We start from the raw sequence: 19,009 nt of genomic DNA, 5'->3' as shown, positions 1-19,009 counted from the left end.
CCATTCTATGAAACGCGCTGTCACCCTCCTGGGCCTGCTGGCCTGCCTCACATGTGGGGCTGCCTTTTCGGCAACGCCTCCCGCTTCCCAACCCCCTGCGACGCCTTCTGAGTCCGCGCCGTCTGCCACGGCCTCCGGCGCCCAGCAGTTCACGCTCAAGAACGGCATGCAGCTCATCGTGCAGCCCGACCGGCGTGCGCCCACCGCGGTGCACATGGTTTGGTTGCGCGTGGGCTCCATGGACGAGGTGGACGGCACCACCGGCGTGGCCCATGTGCTCGAGCACATGCTGTTCAAGGGCACCAGGACGCTGCCGCCGGGCGAGTTCTCGCGCCGCGTGGCCGCCCTGGGCGGGCGCGAAAACGCGTTCACCAGCCGTGATTACACGGGCTACTACCAGCAGATTCCATCGAACCGGCTCGAAGACGTGATGAAGCTCGAATCCGACCGGTTTGCCCACAACCACTGGCCGGATGAAGAGTTCAGGAAAGAGATCGAGGTCGTCAAGGAAGAGCGCCGCCTGCGCACCGAAGACCAGCCCCGCGCCATGCTGGCCGAGCAGCTCTTTGCCACCACGTTCATTGCCTCGCCGTACCGCCGCCCCATCGTGGGCTGGATGAGCGACCTGGACGCCATGACGCCCGAAGACGTGCGCGCCTTCTACCGCCAGTGGTACACGCCCACCAACGCCGCCGTGGTGGTGGCGGGCGATGTGGACGTGGCCCAGGTCCGCGCACTGGCCGAGAAGTATTACGGCAGCCTGCCCGCCCACGCGCTGCCCGAGCGCAAGCCCCGCGCCGAACCCGCCCAGCAGGGCCTGCGGCGCATTGCCGTCAAGGCCCCTGCCGAGCAGGCCTATGTGGCGCTGGCGTTCCGTGCGCCCAGCCTGAACCGCGTGCAGAACCTCACCGACGACGACCGCGACGCGCTGGCGCTCATGGTGCTGTCGGCCGTGTTCAGCGGCTACGACGGTGCGCGGCTTGACCGTGCGCTCACCCAGGGCGAAAACCGCGTGGCCGACAGTGCCAGCAGTGGCGCGATGGTGACGGGCCGGGGGCCCAGCCTGTTCATGCTGAGCGGGGTGCCTGCGGCGGGCAAGACGGCCCAGCAGGTGGAAGACGCCCTGCGCGCCGAAGTGACCCGCGTGGCCCAGGGCGGCGTGAGCGAGGCCGAACTCGAGCGCGTCAAGACGCAGTGGATCGCCTCCACCGTGTACGAACGCGACTCGGTCATGAGCCAGGCGCAAGAGCTGGGCAGCAACTGGGTGCAGGGCTTTCCGCTGGACGCCAACGAACGCCTGCTGGCGCTGCTGCGCACCGTGACGCCCGCCCAGGTGCAGGCCGTGGCTGCCAGATATTTTGGTGACGACCAGCTCACCGTGGCCACCCTTCTGCCGCAGCCGCTGGATGCCCCCCGTCCGCGCGCCCAGCCCGCACCCGGCGCATCCCGCCACTGAACCCGCTTTGCGCCTCTTTTCATGATTACTATTAAAAACATAGCTGCTCGCGCTTTACTGATAAGCGCTGGAGCCGTTTTTTATTCAAATTCTGCCTGGGCGCTGCTGCCCATCCAGCACTGGGTGGAGCCCAGCGGCGCCAAGGTGTATCTGGTCGAAAGCCCGGTCATCCCCATGGTGGACGTGCAGATCGACTTTGATGCCGGCAGCCGCCGCGACCCGGCAGGCCAGTCGGGCCTGGCCAGCGCCGTGGCGTCGATGGCCAGCAAGGGCGTGAAGGCGGCGGGCAGCGAACCGGCGCTGGACGAGAACGCGCTGGGCGAGGCCTGGGCCGATCTGGGCGCCAGCTTTGACGCGGGTGCCGACAACGACGCGCTGCACTACGCGCTGCGCTCGCTCACCGACCCGGCGCTGCTCGACAAGGCCGCCCGCCTGGCTGCGCGCCAGATCGGTGAGCCGGGCTGGCCCGCCGACGTGTGGGAGCGCGACCGCGCGCGCTGGGGCGCCAGCATCAAGGAGTCCCTCACCCGCCCGGCCACGGTGGCCGCCCATGCGTTCGGCTCGGCCGTGTACGGCAGCCACCCCTACGGTGTGCGCACCACCGGGGAGACCCTGGCGCGCATCAGCGTGGCCGACATGCAGGCGTTTCACGCGCAGCACATTGCGGCCTGCCGCGCCAAGGTCAGCATCGTCGGGGCCGTCACGCGCGCTCAGGCACAGACGCTGGTGGCCACACTGCTGTCACGTCTGCCAGCCAGATCGGGCTGCGCACCCCTGCCGCCTGTGGGTGAAATCGACACCCTCGCGGCACCGTTGGAGCAGAACATTTCCTTCGCGTCCGCCCAGGCCCATGTGCTCATCGGCCAGCCCGGTTTTCAGCGCAAGGACCCGGACTTCCTCGCGCTGCTGGTGGGCAACCACATCCTGGGCGGCGGCGGGTTTGTCTCGCGCCTGACGAACGAAGTGCGCGAAAAGCGTGGCCTGAGCTATAGCGTGTACAGCTACTTTGCGGCGGGCCTGCATGCCGGTGCCTTCACCGTGGGCCTGCAGACGCGGCCAGACCAGGCGCGAGAGGCGGTGCAGGTGTCGCGCGACGTGATCGCGCGCTACGTGGCGGAAGGCCCCACAGAGGCCGAGCTGCGCGCCGCCAAGGACAACCTCATCGGCGGCTTTGCGCTGCGCATCGACAGCAACAAGAAGCTTCTGGGCAACGTGGCCAACATCGCCTGGAACGAGCTGCCGCTGGACTACCTGGACCAGTGGACCAAGAAGGTGGAGGCCCTCACGGTGGCCGATGTGCGTGCCGCCATGGCGCGCAAGCTGCAACCCGAACGCATGGTGACCGTGGTGGTGGGGGGCAAGCCATGAGCCGCTCGACCCTGAAAACCACCGCCATCAACGCCGAGATCCGCAAAGCCCAGGCCGCAGCGGCCACCCCGCCGGTTGCCGTCGGCAAAAAGGGCGGGCCCAAGGACAAGGCCGCCGAAGCGGCGCCCAAGGGCGCGGGCGAAATCCGCATCATTGGCGGGCAATGGAAGCGCACCCGCCTGCCTGTGGCCCAGCGCCCGGGCCTGCGGCCCACGCCCGACCGCGTGCGCGAAACCCTGTTCAACTGGCTGGGCCAGGACCTGAGTGGCTGGCGCTGCCTCGACGCCTTTGCGGGCACGGGCGCGTTGGGGCTCGAAGCCGCCTCGCGGGGCGCGGCCGCCGTGCAGCTGGTGGAAAGCGATGCTGGCCTGGTGGCCCAGCTGCACACCCTGCAGCAGCGCCTTTCGGCCACCGCAGTGCGCGTGCAGCGCGGCGACGGCCTGACCGCGCTGAAGCAGGCCGCACCCGCCAGCATCGACCTGGTGCTGCTGGACCCGCCGTTTGACAGCGACCTGTTCATGCCAGCCCTGCAGGCCGCCGCCAAAGCCGTGGCCGCCGAGGGCTTTGTCTACCTGGAAGCGCCCCGCGCCTTTTCAGCCGACGAACTGGCCGAGGTTGGCATGGCGCTGCACCGCCACCTCAAGGCCGGTGCCGTGCACGCGCACCTGCTGCGGCGCGCCTGACCGCCGCGTGCCGTCGCTTGCATGGCACTGCGGCCCGACGCGATTTTTCTCACATCCCTCATTCGCCAGGCACGGGCTCGCGCACAGCCACCACACGCAGCCCGCCCCCTTCCAGCGTGCACACCAGGGTGTAGCTGCCGGGCATCAGCGCGCCTTCCAGCAGCGTACCGACGACCTGGCGCCGTGGCAGTTGCACGCGTGTCTTGCGGTAGTGCGGCAGCACGGCTGGCAGGCCGTGCCATCGGCTGGTTGCGCCGGGGGCCAGCGGCCCCAGGTCCACACCGGTCCCGCGCTGGGGCCAGCCCTGCCATGCGTGTTCGAAGTGCTGGTCGCTGGCATTGCGGATGCGCAGGCGGATTTCATGGGCGGCGTGGGCGCGCAGTGTCATCAAGACGCCTGCCAGGGCTAGCAGGCTGCGTCGCAGCGTCATTCCAGGCCCTCCAGCGCGTTCAGCAAATCGCACACCCGCGCGCGTCGGCGCTCCAGCGAGGCACCCCCGATGTTCAGCGCGGCCGATGTGCCCTGGTCGGCATACACCGCAGCGTCCCAGTGGCCCTGGGCCTGGTCGTAGGCCAGCCAGGCGCGTTGTGCGGCACGCAGCGTGTCGCGGCGCTCGGGGCCCGCCTTTTTCTGCAGTTGGACATAGAGGCGGTTGAGCTCCTTGTCCCACGCGGCCCAGGCAGCGCTTTGTGCGTCGGCCAGGTCCACCGTCACGCCGCCGCTGCGCCCGGCGGCCTGGGCCAAGGTCTGGTCGATAGGGTGGGGGTTCTTCTGCCCGCAAAAATGTTCTGCGCCCTGTGCAACCGGGGCGAGCAGGGCGCAGGCGATGAGAATGCACGGGCCGGGCTTCATGCGCCCACCCACAGCAGTGCGACGAACGTGGCCACCGTGGCCAGCGCCAGGTAGGCTGCCACTGCGCCGCCGCCTGCAGCGGCCACGCTGGCGACGTTGGACCAGCCGCGCGCAAGGGCTCCATGGGCAAGGTGTCGGGCAAGGAAAAGGCTGGCCACCCAGCCGAGCATCAGCACCAGCGCCAGCGCGCCCAGCAGGCGCCCGCCACGCGCGGAGTCCAGCCCGTTGCTGCCCAGCAGGGCGGTCAACATCCCCAGCAGCGCCGGCACCAGATTGGCAGCGCCAGCCAGCGCCATGCTCAGGTTCGGGCCCGTCATCACTCCGCCGCCACGTAGCTCAAGAGGTCCAGGGACTGCGTGTCCCGGGGATTCCACGACAGAAAGTCTGAACGCGCGATGACGGAGTAGGTCTTGCCCTGCTCCAGCTTGCCGCCGGGCATCAGCGCCTCGGTGCGTGGATCGACGTACAGCATGGTGGTCAGGCCCTCGCTGCTTCGCATGAGCACGGCCTTTTTGCCGTTCTTGATCTTGGATTCGTTCACATAGGCGCTCTTGATGCCGGTGGGTGGGCTCAGGTTTTCCACCGTGCCGGACAGCCGGGTGATCTTGTGCCAGGTCTTGCTGTCCTGTGGTTTGACGCGCTGGCCGCTTTCCGCCGCATCTGCCTTGTGCAGGTCGCCCAGCGAATTGAAGGCAATGGTCCAGTCGGCATGGCGTGTATCACGGCGGATGTGGTCGGCTGCGAGCATCAGATTTTCGGTCCAGTTGCCGCAAGCGTGCTTCTTTTTGCACAGGGGCCAGGCGGTCTTGATCCAGCGGTCCAGCTGGCCGGCTTTGTCGTGGCTGCCCATCTCCAGTGCCACGCCCGCACCCAGTACGGCGGCGGCCTGGCCCTGCTCAGGCGCGGCCACCAGCACGGCGCCGTTGCCCACATCGAGCTTGCCCACGCGCAGCTGGCGCATCATGGCGTGCGCGTAATCCTCGGCGGACTTGCCGCCCAGGTCCTTGACCAGCAGGGTGACGATCTCGACGCCGGTTTTTTCCGCGTGCTCGCGCATCTGCGCCTCGAACTGTGCGCGAATTGCGGGGTCGAGGATGCCGAATTCGTCGTAGATGAACTGACCGCCTTTGGAGGGCAGGGCGTTGGCGTCGGCTTTGGGCAGCACCTGCGCCACGCTGGCGGGGGCCGCTGCCGGCATGGGTGCTGCGGTGATGGTCGGGGCCTGGGCTGGCGCGGGCTGGGCTGCCGGAGTGGCCGGGGTCGCGGAAGGTACAGGTGCAGGTGCCTGTCCCTGTGCCTGTGCCACGATGACCGGCTTGCCGCCCTGGCAGGCAGCTCCGCCGCCTTGCAGCTCGCAGGCTTCTGTCCACCCGCTGGCAATGGCGGCCAGGCGCTTCTTGCGGCCCGGGTGGGTTTCGCCGTCCTTCTCGGGGATCAGCGTGGCAATGGCGCGCTGGGCATCGGCCAGCGGCGCGCCCATCTTGTAGAGCACAAAGCCGCTGAACTTGTCCGACTCCAGCTCGATGGGCGGCTGGCTGCCGCCGGGCACGATGGTGTGGCCCGATAGGTGGTGCCCGATCTCGTGGGCCATGATGCTCACGGGCGCCCAGTTGTTGGATTTGGTGGCCTGGATCACTTCGCCCATGAAGCCGGGGTTGTAGGCAATCACGCGGCGCGGCACCTTGTCAGGCCCCTGCATGATCACCGCCGCCGCGTTGGGCACCTTGCCCTCCACCACCACAAAGTTGGCCGGCAGGCCGGTGTATTTCATGATCTCGGCCACCACCTGTTTGCCGGTGCCGCCGCCCTTGGACAGGTCGGGTGGCGAGAAGGCCAGCGGGCTTCCGTCGTACGAGCAGGCCTGCAGGGTGGCGGCCAGCTCGGCCGCCAGCTGGGCCTTGCTGGGCTTGGCTATGGCGGCGGTTTTTTGCGCCATGGCCAGGCCGCCCACGGCCAGGCCCAGCATGGTGGCGCAGGCGAAGGCGACAGGGCGAACATTGCGGTGTTTCATGGGTGCAGGTTCCTCAGGTTGGATCGGTGAATTCAGTGGGCTTCTGCGCCGTGCATCGCCCAGGGGCGTCGATACGGGCACGCCCCGGGCGAGAGCGGGGGGAAGGCGCCGAAGGCGACTCAGGGGCGTGTTTCATGCCGCCACCAGTGCCGCCACGCGCAGCACGCGCTGGGCCAGTTCGGCCTGGCCGCGTGTGCCGGTCTTGGCGTACAGGCTGGCCAGCTGGGAGCGCACGGTGGGCATCTTCACGTGCCGGTTGTCGGCCATTTCGCGCGGGGTCATGCCCTGCAGCAGCAGGGGCAGCAGTGCGGCTTCGGCAGGCGTCAGTCCATAGAGCGCGCTGCATACCGACACCGTGGCGCCCGCGTGGGGCGGCGCCTCGGGCACCAGGATGAACTGGGCCAGCGGCTCGGCGGCGGGCCCCGGGCTATTGCGCAGCGGCGCGGCCAGGGCCACCAGCGTCCCCGGCGCGGTTTCGTGCTGGGTCTGCAGCCGGGCCGAGACGGGCGAGCGTGTGCTCAGGCTGACGGTGAGCAGTGGCGTCAGCCCGGGGTGGATCTGCGCCAGCTGCAGGGGCTGGCGCGCCTGCCAGCCTGTGGCGTTGCGCAGCAGGATGCGGCATTCGTCCTCCACCCCCAGCCAGGCACGGGCGTGTTCGTTCAGGTAGCGCACCTCGCCACGCTGGTTCACATGCATCAGCCCCAGTGGCAGCTGGTCCAGCGTGCGCTCGAGCGCATTGCTGTGCCGGCGGGCCTGCTGCAGGCGGCGCTGGGCGCGCATGAGGCTGCGCACCCAGGGCGTCACGGCGCGCAGCCGGGCAAATTGCTCGGGCGTGAAATCGTTCTGGCCCAGGTCGTTGTACGTCGCCAGCACGTGCATGCCCACCTCGGGCGAGGCCTCCACGATGCTGTTGACCATGGCATCGATGCCCAGGGGCTTGAGGTAGTCGGCATAGAACGCGCCACGGCGCAGGGCTGGGGTGCTGACGAGCTGCTGGCTCAGCGAGCCGCCGCGTGCCAGCGCCTCACCCTGCTGGCGCGCGAGCGCTTCGCTCCACGCATCGCTGCCCTGAATCAGGTTTGCATAGCGCGCCAGAAAATCATCGGGCATGCCCCATTGGTAGGCGGTCAGCGGGTCGTCTGAGCCGGGCAGGGGGCAAAACAGCACCACCTTGTGGCTGCCCAGCGATTCGCCCACGCGGTGCAGCAGGCGCTCCACCATACCGGGCTCGCCCAGTGCCTCCAGGCTTTCGGCCATCAGGGTCTCGAAACCCGGTATTCCCGCGGTCTGCGGGTGCCGGTCTTCACTGCTCAAGGGTTGCTCCTCATCAGGTTGCATGCACTGCGCCGGATGGTAGGGGCGATACCCGCGGCGCAACATCATTCAGGTGGAGGATGCGGTGGCTCGCCGACGGGTTTTCATGAACTTGTTCACGGTTTTCATGCGCCCATTTGCCACAGCACGAGTTCGACCACTGCGCGGGCATAGAGCTGGGTAGCCTGCCACTTGAGCGCCGCGAACAGCGCACCGGCCAGCAGCAGCCGCCAGCCATCGCGCCGCCAGTCCAGCACCAAAAACTGCCGCAGCGCCACCATGAGCATCAGCGTCTGCAGCGCCGTCATGTACCAGGGCGACCAGGCCTTGTGCCACTTGACCAGCCCGGGCGACGGCGCCAGCACCAGCGGCAGCTGGTTGACCATCTGCAGCGCAATGAACACCGCCTGGCAGTACAGCGCCAGGGCCAGCAGCTCGGCCACGTTCCAGCCCCACCGGCGGAACACCAGCCACATGCTGGTAAAGGCCGCCACCGCGCCCAGCGAGAACGACCACTTGGAATATCCGGCGACCAGGGCGTACATGCGCTGCGCCTCTTCGCTGGGCAGCGCAGGCCGCAAATACTCGGTGTGGCCCAGCACGATCAGCAGAAAGCCGATGGCCAGAAACAGCAGCGTGAGCGGGTGCGGGTGGTCCTTGCGGCGGCCCAGTACGTATTCGCGCGCCATCGTGCCCGGCTGGGGCAGCACGCGCAGTGCGTTGCGGATGGTGTTCCAGTCAAACCAGCGAAACCGCTCCCACGCCTCCTTGCGCACGGTGCTGCCGCCCATGCGCGCGGCTTTTTTCTGGCCGCACTGGGCGCAATACGGGCCGGTGAGCGGGGCGTCGCAGTTCAGGCAGGCGTGGGTGTCGAACAGCGCGTCACTGACACAGGGGGGCGTGGGCCGGGGCGGGGTCAAGGTACAAGGCAAGGTGCGGGCCGTACGGGGATGGGCTGCGGATCGTAGGCCCTAACCCGGCGTCCGCCATCGTTCAGGTGAACGAGGCGGACATGGGCACCGCGTCCACCCGCAGGCCGGGGTGGCCTGCTGCCCCGGCCTCCACGGCTCGGGCATGCTGCACTGCACGCATAATGCGCGCACGCGGCCCGGCAAGTCCTTGAGAACGTGTTCCCAAGGCCCCGGGCCAACGTCCATACAGCCAGACAGGAGACAACCAGCCATGGCCCAGAACGTGCTCGCCGTGTACCCCGGAACCTTTGACCCCATCACACTGGGCCATGAAGACGTGGTGCGCAGGGCCACCCAGCTGTTTGAACGTGTGATCGTGGCTGTGGCAGCGGGGCACCACAAGAAGACCCTGTTCTCTCTGGAAGAGCGCATCGAGATGGTGCGCGAAGCGGTCAAGGACTACCCCCAGGTGCAGGTGGAAAGCTTCTCGGGCCTGTTGCGCGACTTTGTGGTGTCACGCGGCGGCAAGGCCATGGTGCGCGGACTGCGTGCGGTGACCGACTTTGACTACGAGTTCCAACTGGCAGGCATGAACCGCAGCCTCATGCCGCAGGTGGAGACCGTGTTCCTCACGCCCAGCGACAAGTACCAGTTCATCAGCAGCACCTTTGTGCGCGAGATCGCGGTGCTGGGTGGTGAGGTCACCAAGTTCGTGTCGCCCTCGGTCGAACAGCGGCTCGCCGTCAAGGTGCGCAGCCTGTCGCCAGCCTGAAAATTTGAATCAAAACGGCTATAGCGCTTGCTGGTAAAGCGCTGACAGCTATTAAATAGATAGCTTATGGGGTGGCAGCGCCGCCACCTGTGCCACCACGAGTGCGGCCTGTGCGCGCAAGGCGTCCAGCATCGGCTCCACCTCGGGCAGGGGCGGGCGGTACAGCGGCAGCAGTGCCGTCACGCTGAACGGGATCGAAAACGCCAGGCGCCGCAGCACCAGCCTGTCGCCTGCCGCGGCCAGGGCCGTCACGGGGTTGACGATGGCAATGCCCAGGCCGTGTTCCACCATGGCGCACACGGCGGCCGCGCTGTGGGTCTCCACCCGCAAGGTGCGCGACACAACCGCTTCGGCAAAGCGCGCGTCGATGAGGCGGCGGTAGGGGTCGTCTGCTGACAGGCTCACAAACTGCTCATTGGCGAAATCTGCCAGCTCCAGCACCGGCTTGCGCGCCAGCGCATGCCACGCAGGCAGCACCGCCACCTCATCCAGCGTCAGCAGCACCTCGGCGCGTGTACCCGGCGGTGCGGTGGTTTGCTCGCACAAGCCCAGGTCAAACCGCTGGGCGCTCATCCATTCTTCGAGCAGGGGCGACTCCTGCGGCGTGACCGACAGGCGCGCGTGCGGCTGACCCTGCATAAGCCGCGCCGCCGCGCCCGGCAGCAGCGCGTGGGCCAGTGTGGGCAGGCACAGCACCGACAGCCGCACGGCGTCGGACCGGCCCAGCGCCACGGCCCGGTCGACCACGCGCTCCAGCCCCTGCCACGACCGCTGCACCTCATCCCACAGCGCCAGTGCCCGCGCGTTGGCCCGCAGACGGCCTTGCACGCGCTCGAACAGGGCATAGCCCAGCAGCGATTCGAGCCGTGCCAGCTCGCGGCTCACGGTAGGCTGTGAGCTGTGCAGCAGGTCGGCCGCGCCCGTGGCGCTACCGGCCGTCATCACGGCGCGGAAGACCTCGATGTGGCGGTGGGTGATGCGGTGGGCCAGGGATGTGTCGGTCGGTTCGGTCATCGGCAAAGCATATCCATATTGAATGGATTATGTAAATTAAAGCATTCGACTGAATAGATCGAAACCGGCATGATCGCCGCTTCGTTCCGCCTTGCTGGCCTCTGGAAGCCCTTCGTATGTCCAACCCCTTCTCCCCCGCCCAGCTCTGGGCGCTGGCCGACCAGTTTGGCACCCCGCTGTGGGTGTATGACGCAGCCACCATCCGCCAGCGCATCGCACAGGTGTCCAACTTCGACACCATCCGCTTTGCGCAAAAGGCCTGCTCCAACATCCACATCCTGAAGCTCATGCGCGAGCAGGGCGTGAAGGTGGATGCGGTTTCGCGCGGTGAGATCCTGCGTGCGCTGGCGGCGGGTTACACCGCAGGCGGCGAGCCTTCGGAGATCGTCTTCACAGCCGACCTGTTCGACGCCGCCACGCTCGACTGCGTGGTGGAGCATGGCGTGCCCGTGAACGCAGGCTCCATCGACATGCTGCACCAGCTGGGCGCGCGTTCGCCGGGCCATGCGGTGTGGCTGCGCATCAACCCCGGCTTTGGCCATGGTCACAGCAACAAGACCAACACGGGTGGCGAGCACAGCAAACACGGCATCTGGCACACCGACCTGCCTGCCGCACTGGATGCGATCCAGCAGCACGGCCTGAAGCTGGTGGGCCTGCACATGCACATCGGCTCGGGCGTGGACTACAGCCACCTGCAGGAAGTGTGTGGCGCCATGGTCAACCTGGTGCGCACGGCCCATGCCGCCGGGCATGACCTGCACGCCATCTCGGCTGGTGGCGGCCTGTCCATCCCTTATCGCAGTGGCGACCCGGTGGTGGACACGCAGCATTACCATGGCCTGTGGGACGCCGCGCGCCAGCATGCCGAGGCCATCGTGGGCCACAAGCTGGGCCTGGAGATCGAGCCCGGCCGCTTCCTGGTGGCCGAATCGGGTGTGCTGCTGGGCCAGGTGCGTGCCACCAAGAACGCGGGCAGCAACCACTTTGTGCTGGTCGATACCGGCTTTAACGAACTCATGCGCCCGTCCATGTACGGCAGCTACCACGCCATGAGCGTGCTGCGCCGCGATGGCGCCACGGCGGCGGAAAAAGCCAGCGTGGTGGCGGGCCCGCTGTGCGAGTCCGGCGACGTGTTCACCCAGGGCGACGGCGGCGTGGTGCTGCCGCGCGACCTGCCTGCGGCCGATGTGGGCGATCTGCTGGTGATCCACGACACCGGGGCGTATGGCGCGAGCATGTCCTCCAACTACAACACGCGTCCCCTGATTGCCGAGGTGCTGGTGGATGGTGGCCAGGCCCGCCTGATCCGCCGCCGCCAGACGGTGGACGAGTTGCTGGCGCTGGAACTGGGGCTCTGAGAGGGCGGAAGGGGGCGGGCGCTGCGCCGACAGCCGGTAGGCACGGGCCTACGGCCACGCGCAGCGCTGGCGCACACGGGCGGCACGAGCGCGGGCCTACAGTGGAACCACCTAACCCCTTCAACCCTTTTCAGGAGATCACCATGCCCATCATTGCCTGGCTACTTGGCGTCCCACTGTCCGTGATTCTGTTGCTCATGCTGTTTGGTGTGTTCTGATCCGACGGCACCCGCCAAGCAAAAGCCGCGCAGGCCCTTTGGGGTTTGCGCGGCTTTTTTACGGGGTTGCGCGGGCGGTGCCCGCAGGTCGAATCAACCTCGAAGGTTATGTCCACTCCTGCGCGGGGCCGCGGCCCATCAGCAGGGCCACTGCGGCTTCGGGCTTGATCTGCCCATCCAGCAGCGCCACAGCCGCCCGTGTGATGGGCATCTCCACGTCCAACAGCGCCGCACGCTGCGCCACTGTGCGTGCGCTGTACACGCCTTCTGCCACATGGCCGAGTGATTGCACCGCCTGTTGCAGGCTCTGGCCCTGCGCCAGCAGCATGCCCACGCGGCGGTTGCGCGAGAGGTCGCCCGTCGCGGTCAGCACCAGATCCCCCAGGCCCGAAAGGCCCATGAAGGTATCCGGCCGGGCCCCCAGCGCCACACCCAGGCGCGTCATCTCGGCCAGCCCCCGGGTGATCAGGGCGGCCCGGGCGTTGAGCCCCAGTGCCAGTCCGTCACACAGGCCGGTGGCGATGGCCAGCACGTTCTTCACCGCGCCGCCCACTTCCACGCCCACGATGTCCTCATTGGCATACACCCGCACGCTGGGGCTGTGAAAGGCGCGCACCAGGGCATCGCGCACCTTCGCGTGGGGGCTGGCGGCCACCAGCGCGGTTGGCTGGCCCAGGGCCACCTCCTGTGCAAAGCTGGGGCCGCTGAAGACGCCTGCTATCAGTTCAGGAGCTACCTGCGCTTGTACCTCATGCGCCAGAAGCCCAAAAGATTCAGGTTTTTCGGCCGAAGCTGCCTCAAAGCCCTTGCACAGCCATGCCACGGGCGCAGTGCAGCCGCGCAGCGCCTTGAGCATGCTGCGCAGCGCCGCCATCGGCGTGGCCACGATGACCAGATCGGCCCCGGGCAGCAGCGCCGCAAAGTCGCCATCGGCCACGGTGAGGGAAGGGGGAAAGGCCAGGCCCGGCAGGTAACGCGGGTTCTGGCGCGCGGTGCGCATGGCAAGCGCCTGGGCGGCATCGCGCGCCCAGAGCGTCACCGCATGGCCGGCAGGGTGCTGGGCGGCGCTCATCGCGAGCGCGGTGCCCCAGGCTCCGGCACCAAGTACTATGATTTTCATAGCTGTTAGCGCTTATCCATCAAGCGCTGGAGGCCAAAAAGACCTCAATTGCCGACGGAATTATTGCGCCAGCGTGGAGGCGGGCGCGCCTGCCGCCTGGGCCTGCTGCTGCTCGAACATGGCCTGGAAGTTGATTTCAGCCAGGTGCACGGGCGGGAAGCCGGCGCGGTTGATCACGTCGGCCACGTTGCCGCGCAGGTAGGGGTACACGATCTGGGGGCAGGCGATGCCCATGATGGCGCCCATCTGGTCTTCGGGCACATTGCGGATCTCGAAGATGCCGGCCTGCTTGGCTTCGACCAGGAACACCGTCTTGTCCTTGATGCGGGTCTGCACCGTGGCGGTCACGGCCACTTCAAAGATGCCTTCGGCCACGGGGGTGGCTTCCACGCCCAGCTGGATGTCCACGCTGGGCTGCTCCTGTTCGAGCAGGATGGCGGGGGAGTTGGGCTGCTCCAGCGACATGTCCTTGAGGTAGACGCGCTGGATCTGGAATACGGGGTTTTCTTGATCGGCCATGGTGAAGTCTCTTTGCTCTTACGAATTGCTAGCAAAACAAAACCCGCCGGGGAGCAGCTCCCGCAGCGGGCACATGGGGCTGCATTATGCAGCGCCCGAAGGTGCCGTCAGGCAGCGCCCAGCAGGGGCATCAGCTCGCCCCGGCTGTCCAGCGCCACCAGGTCGTCGTGGCCACCCACATGGGTGTCGCCGATGTAGATCTGCGGCACGGTGCGGCGGCCGGTGATTTCCATCATGTGGCTGCGCGCGGCCGGATCGGTGTCAATGCGGATCTCTTCAATCTGCTCCACGCCCTTGGACTTGAGGATCTGCTTGGCGCGAATGCAGTAGGGGCAAACGGCGGTGGTGTACATCTTCACGGGTTGCATGGCGGTCCTTCCGGGGAAAAGCGGGTCAGAAAAAGCGGGCGATTTCTGCAGATGGGGACGAATCAGCCTTTTTCCACCGGCAGGCTGGCTTCGCGCCAGGCCTTGAGCCCACCGGCCATGGCCTGGGCGTTGTCATAGCCGAGCTTCTTGGCAATGCCGACGGCACGGTTGGCGCGGGCACCGCTGGCGCACACCAGCACCAGGGGCAGGGCCTTGTTCTTGACGGTGGCGGGCAGGCGTTCTTCGAGCTGGCCCAGCGGAATGTTTTTGGCGCCGCCCACATGGCCGGCCGCAAATTCCTCGGTTTCGCACACGTCGATAACCACGGCCTTTTCACGGTTGATGAGTTGCACGGCACGCGCAGGTGTCAGCGAGCCGCCACTGGCGCTCTTGAGCACGGGCCACAGCAACATGCTGCCGGAAGCCACTGCCACGAAGATCAGGTACCAGTTGTCGAGAATGAATTTCACAAAGATTCCTTGGGTTGGCGAACCGCGTAATTCTAGAATGCCGGGTTTGGTCCGATTTTTCTTTGGCCCGCATTTCCTGGGGAAACCATGTACAAGCTCGTTTTGATCCGCCACGGCGAATCCACCTGGAACCTTGAAAACCGCTTTACCGGCTGGACGGATGTGGATCTGACGCCCACGGGGGTCTCGCAGGCCATGTCGGCCGGCAAGCTGCTCAAGGCCGAGGGTTACGAGTTTGACCTCGCATTCACCAGCGTGCTCAAGCGCGCCATCCATACCCTGTGGTACGCGCTGGACGAAATGGACTGCACCTGGCTGCCCGTGGTCAAGGACTGGCGCCTCAACGAGCGCCACTACGGCGCCCTGCAAGGCCTGAACAAGGCCGACATGGCCAAGAAATACGGCGACGAACAGGTGCTGGTGTGGCGCCGCAGCTATGACACGCCCCCGCCGGCGCTGGAAGCCACCGACCCCCGCAGCGAACGCAGCGACCGCCGTTACACCAGCCTGGCTGAAGGGTGCGTGCCGCTGACCGAATGCCTGAAAGACACCGTGGCCCGTGTTCTGCCGTTCTGGAACGAAGCCATGGCGCCCGCCATCCGCTCGGGCAAGCGCGTGGTGGTGGCGGCGCATGGCAACTCCATCCGCGCGCTGGTGAAGTACCTGGACAACGTCTCCGAGTCCGACATCGTGGGCCTGAACATTCCCAACGGAATCCCGCTGGTATATGAGCTTGATGCCGATCTCAAGCCCATCCGCCACTACTATCTGGGCGATGCGGAAGCGGCGGCCAGGGCTGCAGCCGCCGTGGCGTCGCAGGGCAAAGCGTAAATCGCAGGTAAAGAGCGGGGAAACCCCTGCTTATTCCGCGCGAAAGTGAGCATCCATGCGGAACTGCAGCGGGTGCGGCCCTTCCAAGGTGTATATTGGTTTTGAAGCGGTAAAAGGTGTTGTATGGGCCACAAACTCAAGATTGCAGGATGGGTGTCGGTAGGCGTGGTGGCGGGTGCGCTCACCACGGTGTCACTGCAAACGGTGGCGCGTGGCGCCATGTCGCCGCTGCCGCTCGAAGAAATCCAGCAACTGTCCGCCGTGTTCGGCCTGGTCAAGACCGATTACGTCGAGCCCGTGGATGACAAAAAGCTCATCACCGACGCCATCTCGGGCATGGTGTCCAGCCTGGATCCGCACTCCCAGTATTTCGACAAGAAGTCCTTCAAGGAATTCCGCGAGGGCACTTCGGGCCGCTTTGTGGGCGTGGGCATTGAGATCACGCAGGAAGACGGCCTGATCAAGATCGTGTCGCCCATCGAGGGTTCGCCTGCCTTCCGCGCCGGGCTCAAGACCAATGACCTGATCACCAAGATCGACGAGACCGCAGTCAAGGGCCTGTCGCTCAACGATGCCGTCAAACGCATGCGCGGCGAGCCCAACACCAAGGTGACGCTCACCATCTTCCGTAAGGACGAGAGCCGGACCTTCCCCGTCACCATCACCCGCGAAGAAATCAAGACCCAGTCCGTCAAGGGCAAGGTGGTGGAGCCTGGCTATGCCTGGATCCGCCTTTCGCAGTTCCAGGAACGCACTGTGGACGATTTTGTCCGCAAGGTCGAAGAGGTGTACAAGCAGGAACCCAATCTCAAGGGCCTGGTGCTGGACCTGCGCAACGACCCCGGTGGTCTGCTGGACGCTGCCGTGGCAGTCTCGGCAGCGTTCCTGCCCGCCAATGTGACGGTGGTCTCCACCAACGGCCAACTGGCGGACAGCAAGGCCACCTACAAGGCCTCGCCCGAGTTCTACCAGCGCCGCGGCAGCGGCGACCCGCTACGCCGGCTTCCTGCGGCCCTGAAGTCCGTGCCGCTGGTGGTGCTGGTGAATGAAGGCTCGGCATCGGCCAGCGAGATCGTGGCCGGAGCGCTGCAGGACCACAAGCGTGCCACCATCATGGGCAGCCAGACGTTTGGCAAGGGCTCGGTGCAAACGGTGCGCCCCTTGGGCCCGGATACCGGCATCAAGCTGACCACCGCCCGTTACTACACGCCAAGCGGCAAGTCGATCCAGGCCAAGGGCATCGTGCCCGACGTGATGATTGACGAGTCGGAAGAAGGCAATATCTTTGCAGCCCTGCGCATGCGCGAGGCCGATCTGGACAAGCACCTGGGCAGCGGGCAGGGTGAAGAGAAAAAGGATGAGGCGCGTGAGAAAGCCCGCGAAGACGCCCGCAAGCGCCTGGAGGAAGAGGCCAAAAAGCCAGCGTCCGATCGCAAGATCCCAGAGTTCGGTTCCGAGAAGGACTTCCAGCTGGTGCAGGCCTTGAACCAGCTCAAGGGCCGCCCCGTGCTGGTCAGCAAGACACTGACTGAACGCACGGACGAAAAGAAAGAGAATTAAGCGCTCGCTCCCTGCGCTGAAGGCCGGATTTCCAGCGAAATCCGGCCTTTGCCGTTTGCGCTGCCCCGCCTTGCATGCGGTCTTGCCATTTTTGATTTTTTGGATTGCCTTCCATGACAGACGACCAGCTCCTGCGCTATTCACGCCACATCCTGCTCGACGAGATGGGCATTGAGGGGCAGGAAAAGGTGCTGGACGCCCACACCCTCATCATCGGGGCGGGTGGCCTCGGGTCGCCTGCTGCGCTGTACCTGGCATCTGCCGGAGTGGGGCGCATCACCCTGGTGGATGACGACGTGGTGGACCTTACCAACCTGCAGCGCCAGATTGCCCACACCACCGCCCGTGTGGGCCTTCCCAAGGTGGCATCCGCCGCCACTGCCATGCAGGCCATCAATCCGGAAGTCAAGGTCGCCGCGCTGCAGGTGCGCGCAGATGGCGCCGCGCTGGACGCGCTCGTGCAGGACGCATCCGTGGTGCTCGACTGCAGCGACAACTACGCCACACGCCACGCCATCAACGCAGCCTGTGTGCGCCATCGCAAGCCCCTCGTGGCCGGCGCGGCGATCCGCTTTGATGCGCAGATCACTGTGGTGGACCCGCGCGACGCGGCATCCCCCTGCTATGCCTGCGTTTTTCCGCCGGATGCTGAATTTGAAGAGGTGCGCTGTTCCACCATGGGCGTGTTCGCACCCCTCGTCGGGGTGGTGGGGGCCATGCAGGCCGCAGAGGCGCTCAAGTTGATCGCAGGTATCGGTGCGTCCCTGGCGGGACGCCTGCTGATGCTCGATGGCAGGACGATGGAGTGGAGCACGATGCATGTGGCGCGCGCGGTGCATTGCCCCGTGTGTGGTGTTGTTGCGTAGGAATATCCCTACAACCACCCCGTGTGGTGGCTGGCAGAATCGCCCTGATGCCAGCACTAAAGTTGAGGCTCGATCAGCGCAACCGTGCCCTGTAGCGAAACTGGACCTCTCTCCCGTGAAACTCCGAACCTACATTGTTGAAGACAACGCGACCATCCGCGAGAACCTGATTGGTACTCTGGAAGAATTGGCGTCTGTGGAAGCGGTTGGGTTTGCCGAGACGGAAGACGAGGGCAAGAGCTGGCTCGCCGCCTCAACCGACCTCTGGGATCTTGCCATCGTCGATTTGTTCCTGCGGCAGGGCAGTGGCCTCGGTGTGCTGGCAGCGTGCCGCGATCGCCGGCCGGGGCAAAGGATGGTGGTTCTCAGCAACTACGCAACCCCGGATGTGCGCATGCGTTGCGCCCAGCTGGGTGTGGACGCCGTGTTTGACAAGTCCAATGAAATCGATGCGCTGGTGGAGTATTGCATCCAGCACAGCAACCATGGCATGAACGCCAATACCCCGCATCCAGCGGCCGGCCAGTCCGCCTGATTTCCTGCTCCAGGATGCGCGCTGCTGGCGCGACATCCCTCACCGTCTTGATGCTCTGGCAGCTTGCCCAGACCATGACCCCAGACTGAGGCCATCGATCCATGTCAGTCAATCAGGCGGTTCTTGAGAGCGTAGTAGGTCAGGTCGCTGTTGGAAGACAGGCTCATCTTCTCCATCAGCCGCGTGCGGTAGGTGCTCACCGTTTTCACGCTCAGCGACAGCGCCTTGGCAATGTCGCCTGCGGTCTCGCCCTTGGCCAGCTTGAGGAACACCTGGAACTCGCGTTCCGACAATTGTTCATGCGGCGGCGCGTCGTCCTTGCGGTTCAGTTGCTGGGCCAGAAGCTCGGCCACTGCGGGCGTCAGGTAGCGGCGTCCGAGGGCGATCGTGCGGATCGCCTCCACAATTTCCGACGGCTCGCATTCCTTGTTCAGGTAACCGCTCGCACCCTGGCGGATCAGGTTGATCGCATAGTGCTCTTCAGGGTAGCCGCTCAGGATCAGGATGCCCATGTCCGGCGCCTTGGCGCGCAGCATGGCCAGTGCATCCAGACCGCTCTGGCCGGGCATGGAAAGGTCCATCAGCAGGACATCGATTTCCTTGTTGCGCACCAGGTCGATGGCCTCGCGCCCGTTGCCGGCTTCGCCTTCCACCCGCAGGTCCACGTGCTCCGAGAGGAACTGCCGCAGCCCCGAACGAACAATCGCGTGGTCGTCCACAATGCCAATTTTGATCATCGATCTTTCTTTCGCAGGGCGGTGGTACCGCTCCTGAGGTTGA

At 66.2% G+C, this 19,009-nt stretch carries 21 protein-coding genes; 9 read left to right on the top strand and 12 right to left on the bottom strand.

Annotation, left to right across the window (positions count from 1 at the left end):
* Positions 1 to 7: 7 nt before the first annotated feature.
* From AAFF19_RS18620 to rsmD, 3 genes are read left to right on the top strand one after another with little or no spacing between them, the layout of a single operon-like run.
* Positions 8 to 1,456: a pitrilysin family protein gene (locus AAFF19_RS18620; protein WP_342720765.1), complete on the top strand. Its 1,449-nt coding sequence runs from the start codon at positions 8 to 10 to the stop codon at positions 1,454 to 1,456.
* Between the two features lie 21 nt (positions 1,457 to 1,477).
* Positions 1,478 to 2,824, top strand: coding sequence for a pitrilysin family protein (locus AAFF19_RS18615; protein ID WP_342720764.1), 1,347 nt, complete (start codon positions 1,478 to 1,480; stop codon positions 2,822 to 2,824).
* Positions 2,821 to 3,507 carry a 16S rRNA (guanine(966)-N(2))-methyltransferase RsmD gene (gene rsmD / locus AAFF19_RS18610; protein WP_342720763.1) on the top strand — a complete coding sequence of 229 codons (687 nt, stop codon included), beginning with the start codon at positions 2,821 to 2,823 and terminating at the stop codon, positions 3,505 to 3,507. The genes AAFF19_RS18615 and rsmD overlap by 4 nt, the downstream gene beginning before the upstream one ends.
* Positions 3,508 to 3,565: 58 nt before the next feature.
* Here the strand turns inward: rsmD and AAFF19_RS18605 are convergent, their stop codons facing one another.
* The 6 genes from AAFF19_RS18605 to AAFF19_RS18580 all read right to left on the bottom strand — a co-directional run bounded on the left by AAFF19_RS18605 (position 3,566) and on the right by AAFF19_RS18580 (position 8,604).
* Entirely contained in the window at positions 3,566 to 3,937 is a 372-nt protein-coding gene (locus AAFF19_RS18605) for a hypothetical protein (protein WP_342720762.1), read from the bottom strand.
* Positions 3,934 to 4,359: a lysozyme inhibitor LprI family protein gene (locus tag AAFF19_RS18600; RefSeq protein ID WP_182118754.1), complete on the bottom strand. Its 426-nt coding sequence runs from the start codon at positions 4,357 to 4,359 to the stop codon at positions 3,934 to 3,936. The genes AAFF19_RS18605 and AAFF19_RS18600 overlap by 4 nt, the downstream gene beginning before the upstream one ends.
* Positions 4,356 to 4,676, bottom strand: coding sequence for a hypothetical protein (locus AAFF19_RS18595; protein ID WP_182118753.1), 321 nt, complete (start codon positions 4,674 to 4,676; stop codon positions 4,356 to 4,358). The genes AAFF19_RS18600 and AAFF19_RS18595 overlap by 4 nt, the downstream gene beginning before the upstream one ends.
* Complete coding sequence (locus AAFF19_RS18590; RefSeq protein WP_342720761.1) at positions 4,676 to 6,370, bottom strand: TPM domain-containing protein; 1,695 nt, start codon at positions 6,368 to 6,370, stop codon at positions 4,676 to 4,678. Before AAFF19_RS18590 ends, AAFF19_RS18595 begins: the two co-directional genes overlap by 1 nt.
* A gap of 132 nt (positions 6,371 to 6,502) precedes the next feature.
* The gene (locus AAFF19_RS18585) at positions 6,503 to 7,684 is read right to left on the bottom strand and encodes a LuxR C-terminal-related transcriptional regulator (protein ID WP_342720760.1); all 1,182 of its coding nucleotides are present in this window, start codon (positions 7,682 to 7,684) and stop codon (positions 6,503 to 6,505) included.
* A 125-nt stretch (positions 7,685 to 7,809) separates the two neighbouring features.
* Complete coding sequence (locus AAFF19_RS18580; protein WP_342720759.1) at positions 7,810 to 8,604, bottom strand: DUF3667 domain-containing protein; 795 nt, start codon at positions 8,602 to 8,604, stop codon at positions 7,810 to 7,812.
* Positions 8,605 to 8,866: 262 nt separating this feature from the next.
* Between AAFF19_RS18580 and coaD the strand changes: the two genes are divergently transcribed.
* Positions 8,867 to 9,367 (top strand): pantetheine-phosphate adenylyltransferase, encoded by a 501-nt coding sequence (gene coaD / locus AAFF19_RS18575; RefSeq protein WP_008903422.1) that lies wholly within the window; start codon positions 8,867 to 8,869, stop codon positions 9,365 to 9,367.
* 51 nt (positions 9,368 to 9,418) lie between these two features.
* Here coaD and AAFF19_RS18570 read toward each other — a convergent pair whose 3' ends face one another.
* Positions 9,419 to 10,381 carry a LysR family transcriptional regulator gene (locus tag AAFF19_RS18570; RefSeq protein WP_342720758.1) on the bottom strand — a complete coding sequence of 321 codons (963 nt, stop codon included), beginning with the start codon at positions 10,379 to 10,381 and terminating at the stop codon, positions 9,419 to 9,421.
* A 116-nt stretch (positions 10,382 to 10,497) separates the two neighbouring features.
* Between AAFF19_RS18570 and lysA the strand changes: the two genes are divergently transcribed.
* On the top strand, positions 10,498 to 11,742 hold the full coding sequence (gene lysA, locus AAFF19_RS18565) for a diaminopimelate decarboxylase (protein WP_342720757.1): 1,245 nt from the start codon (positions 10,498 to 10,500) through the stop codon (positions 11,740 to 11,742).
* A gap of 324 nt (positions 11,743 to 12,066) precedes the next feature.
* On the opposite strand, the gene AAFF19_RS18560 is transcribed toward lysA, so the two are convergent.
* The 4 genes from AAFF19_RS18560 to AAFF19_RS18545 all read right to left on the bottom strand — a co-directional run bounded on the left by AAFF19_RS18560 (position 12,067) and on the right by AAFF19_RS18545 (position 14,437).
* Entirely contained in the window at positions 12,067 to 13,080 is a 1,014-nt protein-coding gene (locus AAFF19_RS18560) for an NAD(P)H-dependent glycerol-3-phosphate dehydrogenase (RefSeq protein ID WP_342720756.1), read from the bottom strand.
* A gap of 60 nt (positions 13,081 to 13,140) precedes the next feature.
* On the bottom strand, positions 13,141 to 13,599 hold the full coding sequence (secB, locus tag AAFF19_RS18555; protein WP_008903426.1) for a protein-export chaperone SecB: 459 nt from the start codon (positions 13,597 to 13,599) through the stop codon (positions 13,141 to 13,143).
* Positions 13,600 to 13,706: 107 nt separating this feature from the next.
* The gene (gene grxC, locus AAFF19_RS18550; protein ID WP_063458839.1) at positions 13,707 to 13,967 is read right to left on the bottom strand and encodes a glutaredoxin 3; all 261 of its coding nucleotides are present in this window, start codon (positions 13,965 to 13,967) and stop codon (positions 13,707 to 13,709) included.
* A gap of 62 nt (positions 13,968 to 14,029) precedes the next feature.
* Positions 14,030 to 14,437 (bottom strand): rhodanese-like domain-containing protein, encoded by a 408-nt coding sequence (locus tag AAFF19_RS18545; protein ID WP_182118746.1) that lies wholly within the window; start codon positions 14,435 to 14,437, stop codon positions 14,030 to 14,032.
* 87 nt (positions 14,438 to 14,524) lie between these two features.
* On the opposite strand from AAFF19_RS18545, the gene gpmA reads away from it, so the two are divergent.
* The 4 genes from gpmA (at position 14,525) to AAFF19_RS18525 (ending at position 18,229) form a co-directional block, all read left to right on the top strand.
* Entirely contained in the window at positions 14,525 to 15,268 is a 744-nt protein-coding gene (gpmA, locus tag AAFF19_RS18540; RefSeq protein ID WP_008903429.1) for a 2,3-diphosphoglycerate-dependent phosphoglycerate mutase, read from the top strand.
* Between the two features lie 123 nt (positions 15,269 to 15,391).
* On the top strand, positions 15,392 to 16,828 hold the full coding sequence (locus AAFF19_RS18535; protein ID WP_008903430.1) for a S41 family peptidase: 1,437 nt from the start codon (positions 15,392 to 15,394) through the stop codon (positions 16,826 to 16,828).
* A gap of 113 nt (positions 16,829 to 16,941) precedes the next feature.
* Positions 16,942 to 17,694 carry a HesA/MoeB/ThiF family protein gene (locus tag AAFF19_RS18530; protein ID WP_008903431.1) on the top strand — a complete coding sequence of 251 codons (753 nt, stop codon included), beginning with the start codon at positions 16,942 to 16,944 and terminating at the stop codon, positions 17,692 to 17,694.
* Between the two features lie 115 nt (positions 17,695 to 17,809).
* The gene (locus AAFF19_RS18525) at positions 17,810 to 18,229 is read left to right on the top strand and encodes a response regulator (RefSeq protein ID WP_008903432.1); all 420 of its coding nucleotides are present in this window, start codon (positions 17,810 to 17,812) and stop codon (positions 18,227 to 18,229) included.
* Between the two features lie 104 nt (positions 18,230 to 18,333).
* Here the strand turns inward: AAFF19_RS18525 and AAFF19_RS18520 are convergent, their stop codons facing one another.
* Positions 18,334 to 18,966, bottom strand: a complete 633-nt coding sequence (locus AAFF19_RS18520; protein WP_008903433.1) for a response regulator transcription factor — start codon at positions 18,964 to 18,966, stop codon at positions 18,334 to 18,336.
* Positions 18,967 to 19,009: the final 43 nt, after the last annotated feature.

It is taken from the genome of Acidovorax sp. FHTAMBA (assembly GCF_038958875.1).
Taxonomy (GTDB): Bacteria; Pseudomonadota; Gammaproteobacteria; order Burkholderiales; family Burkholderiaceae_C; genus Acidovorax.
The sequence above is the reverse complement of the archived record's forward strand: the minus strand, read 5'-3'. Positions and strand labels throughout refer to the sequence as shown.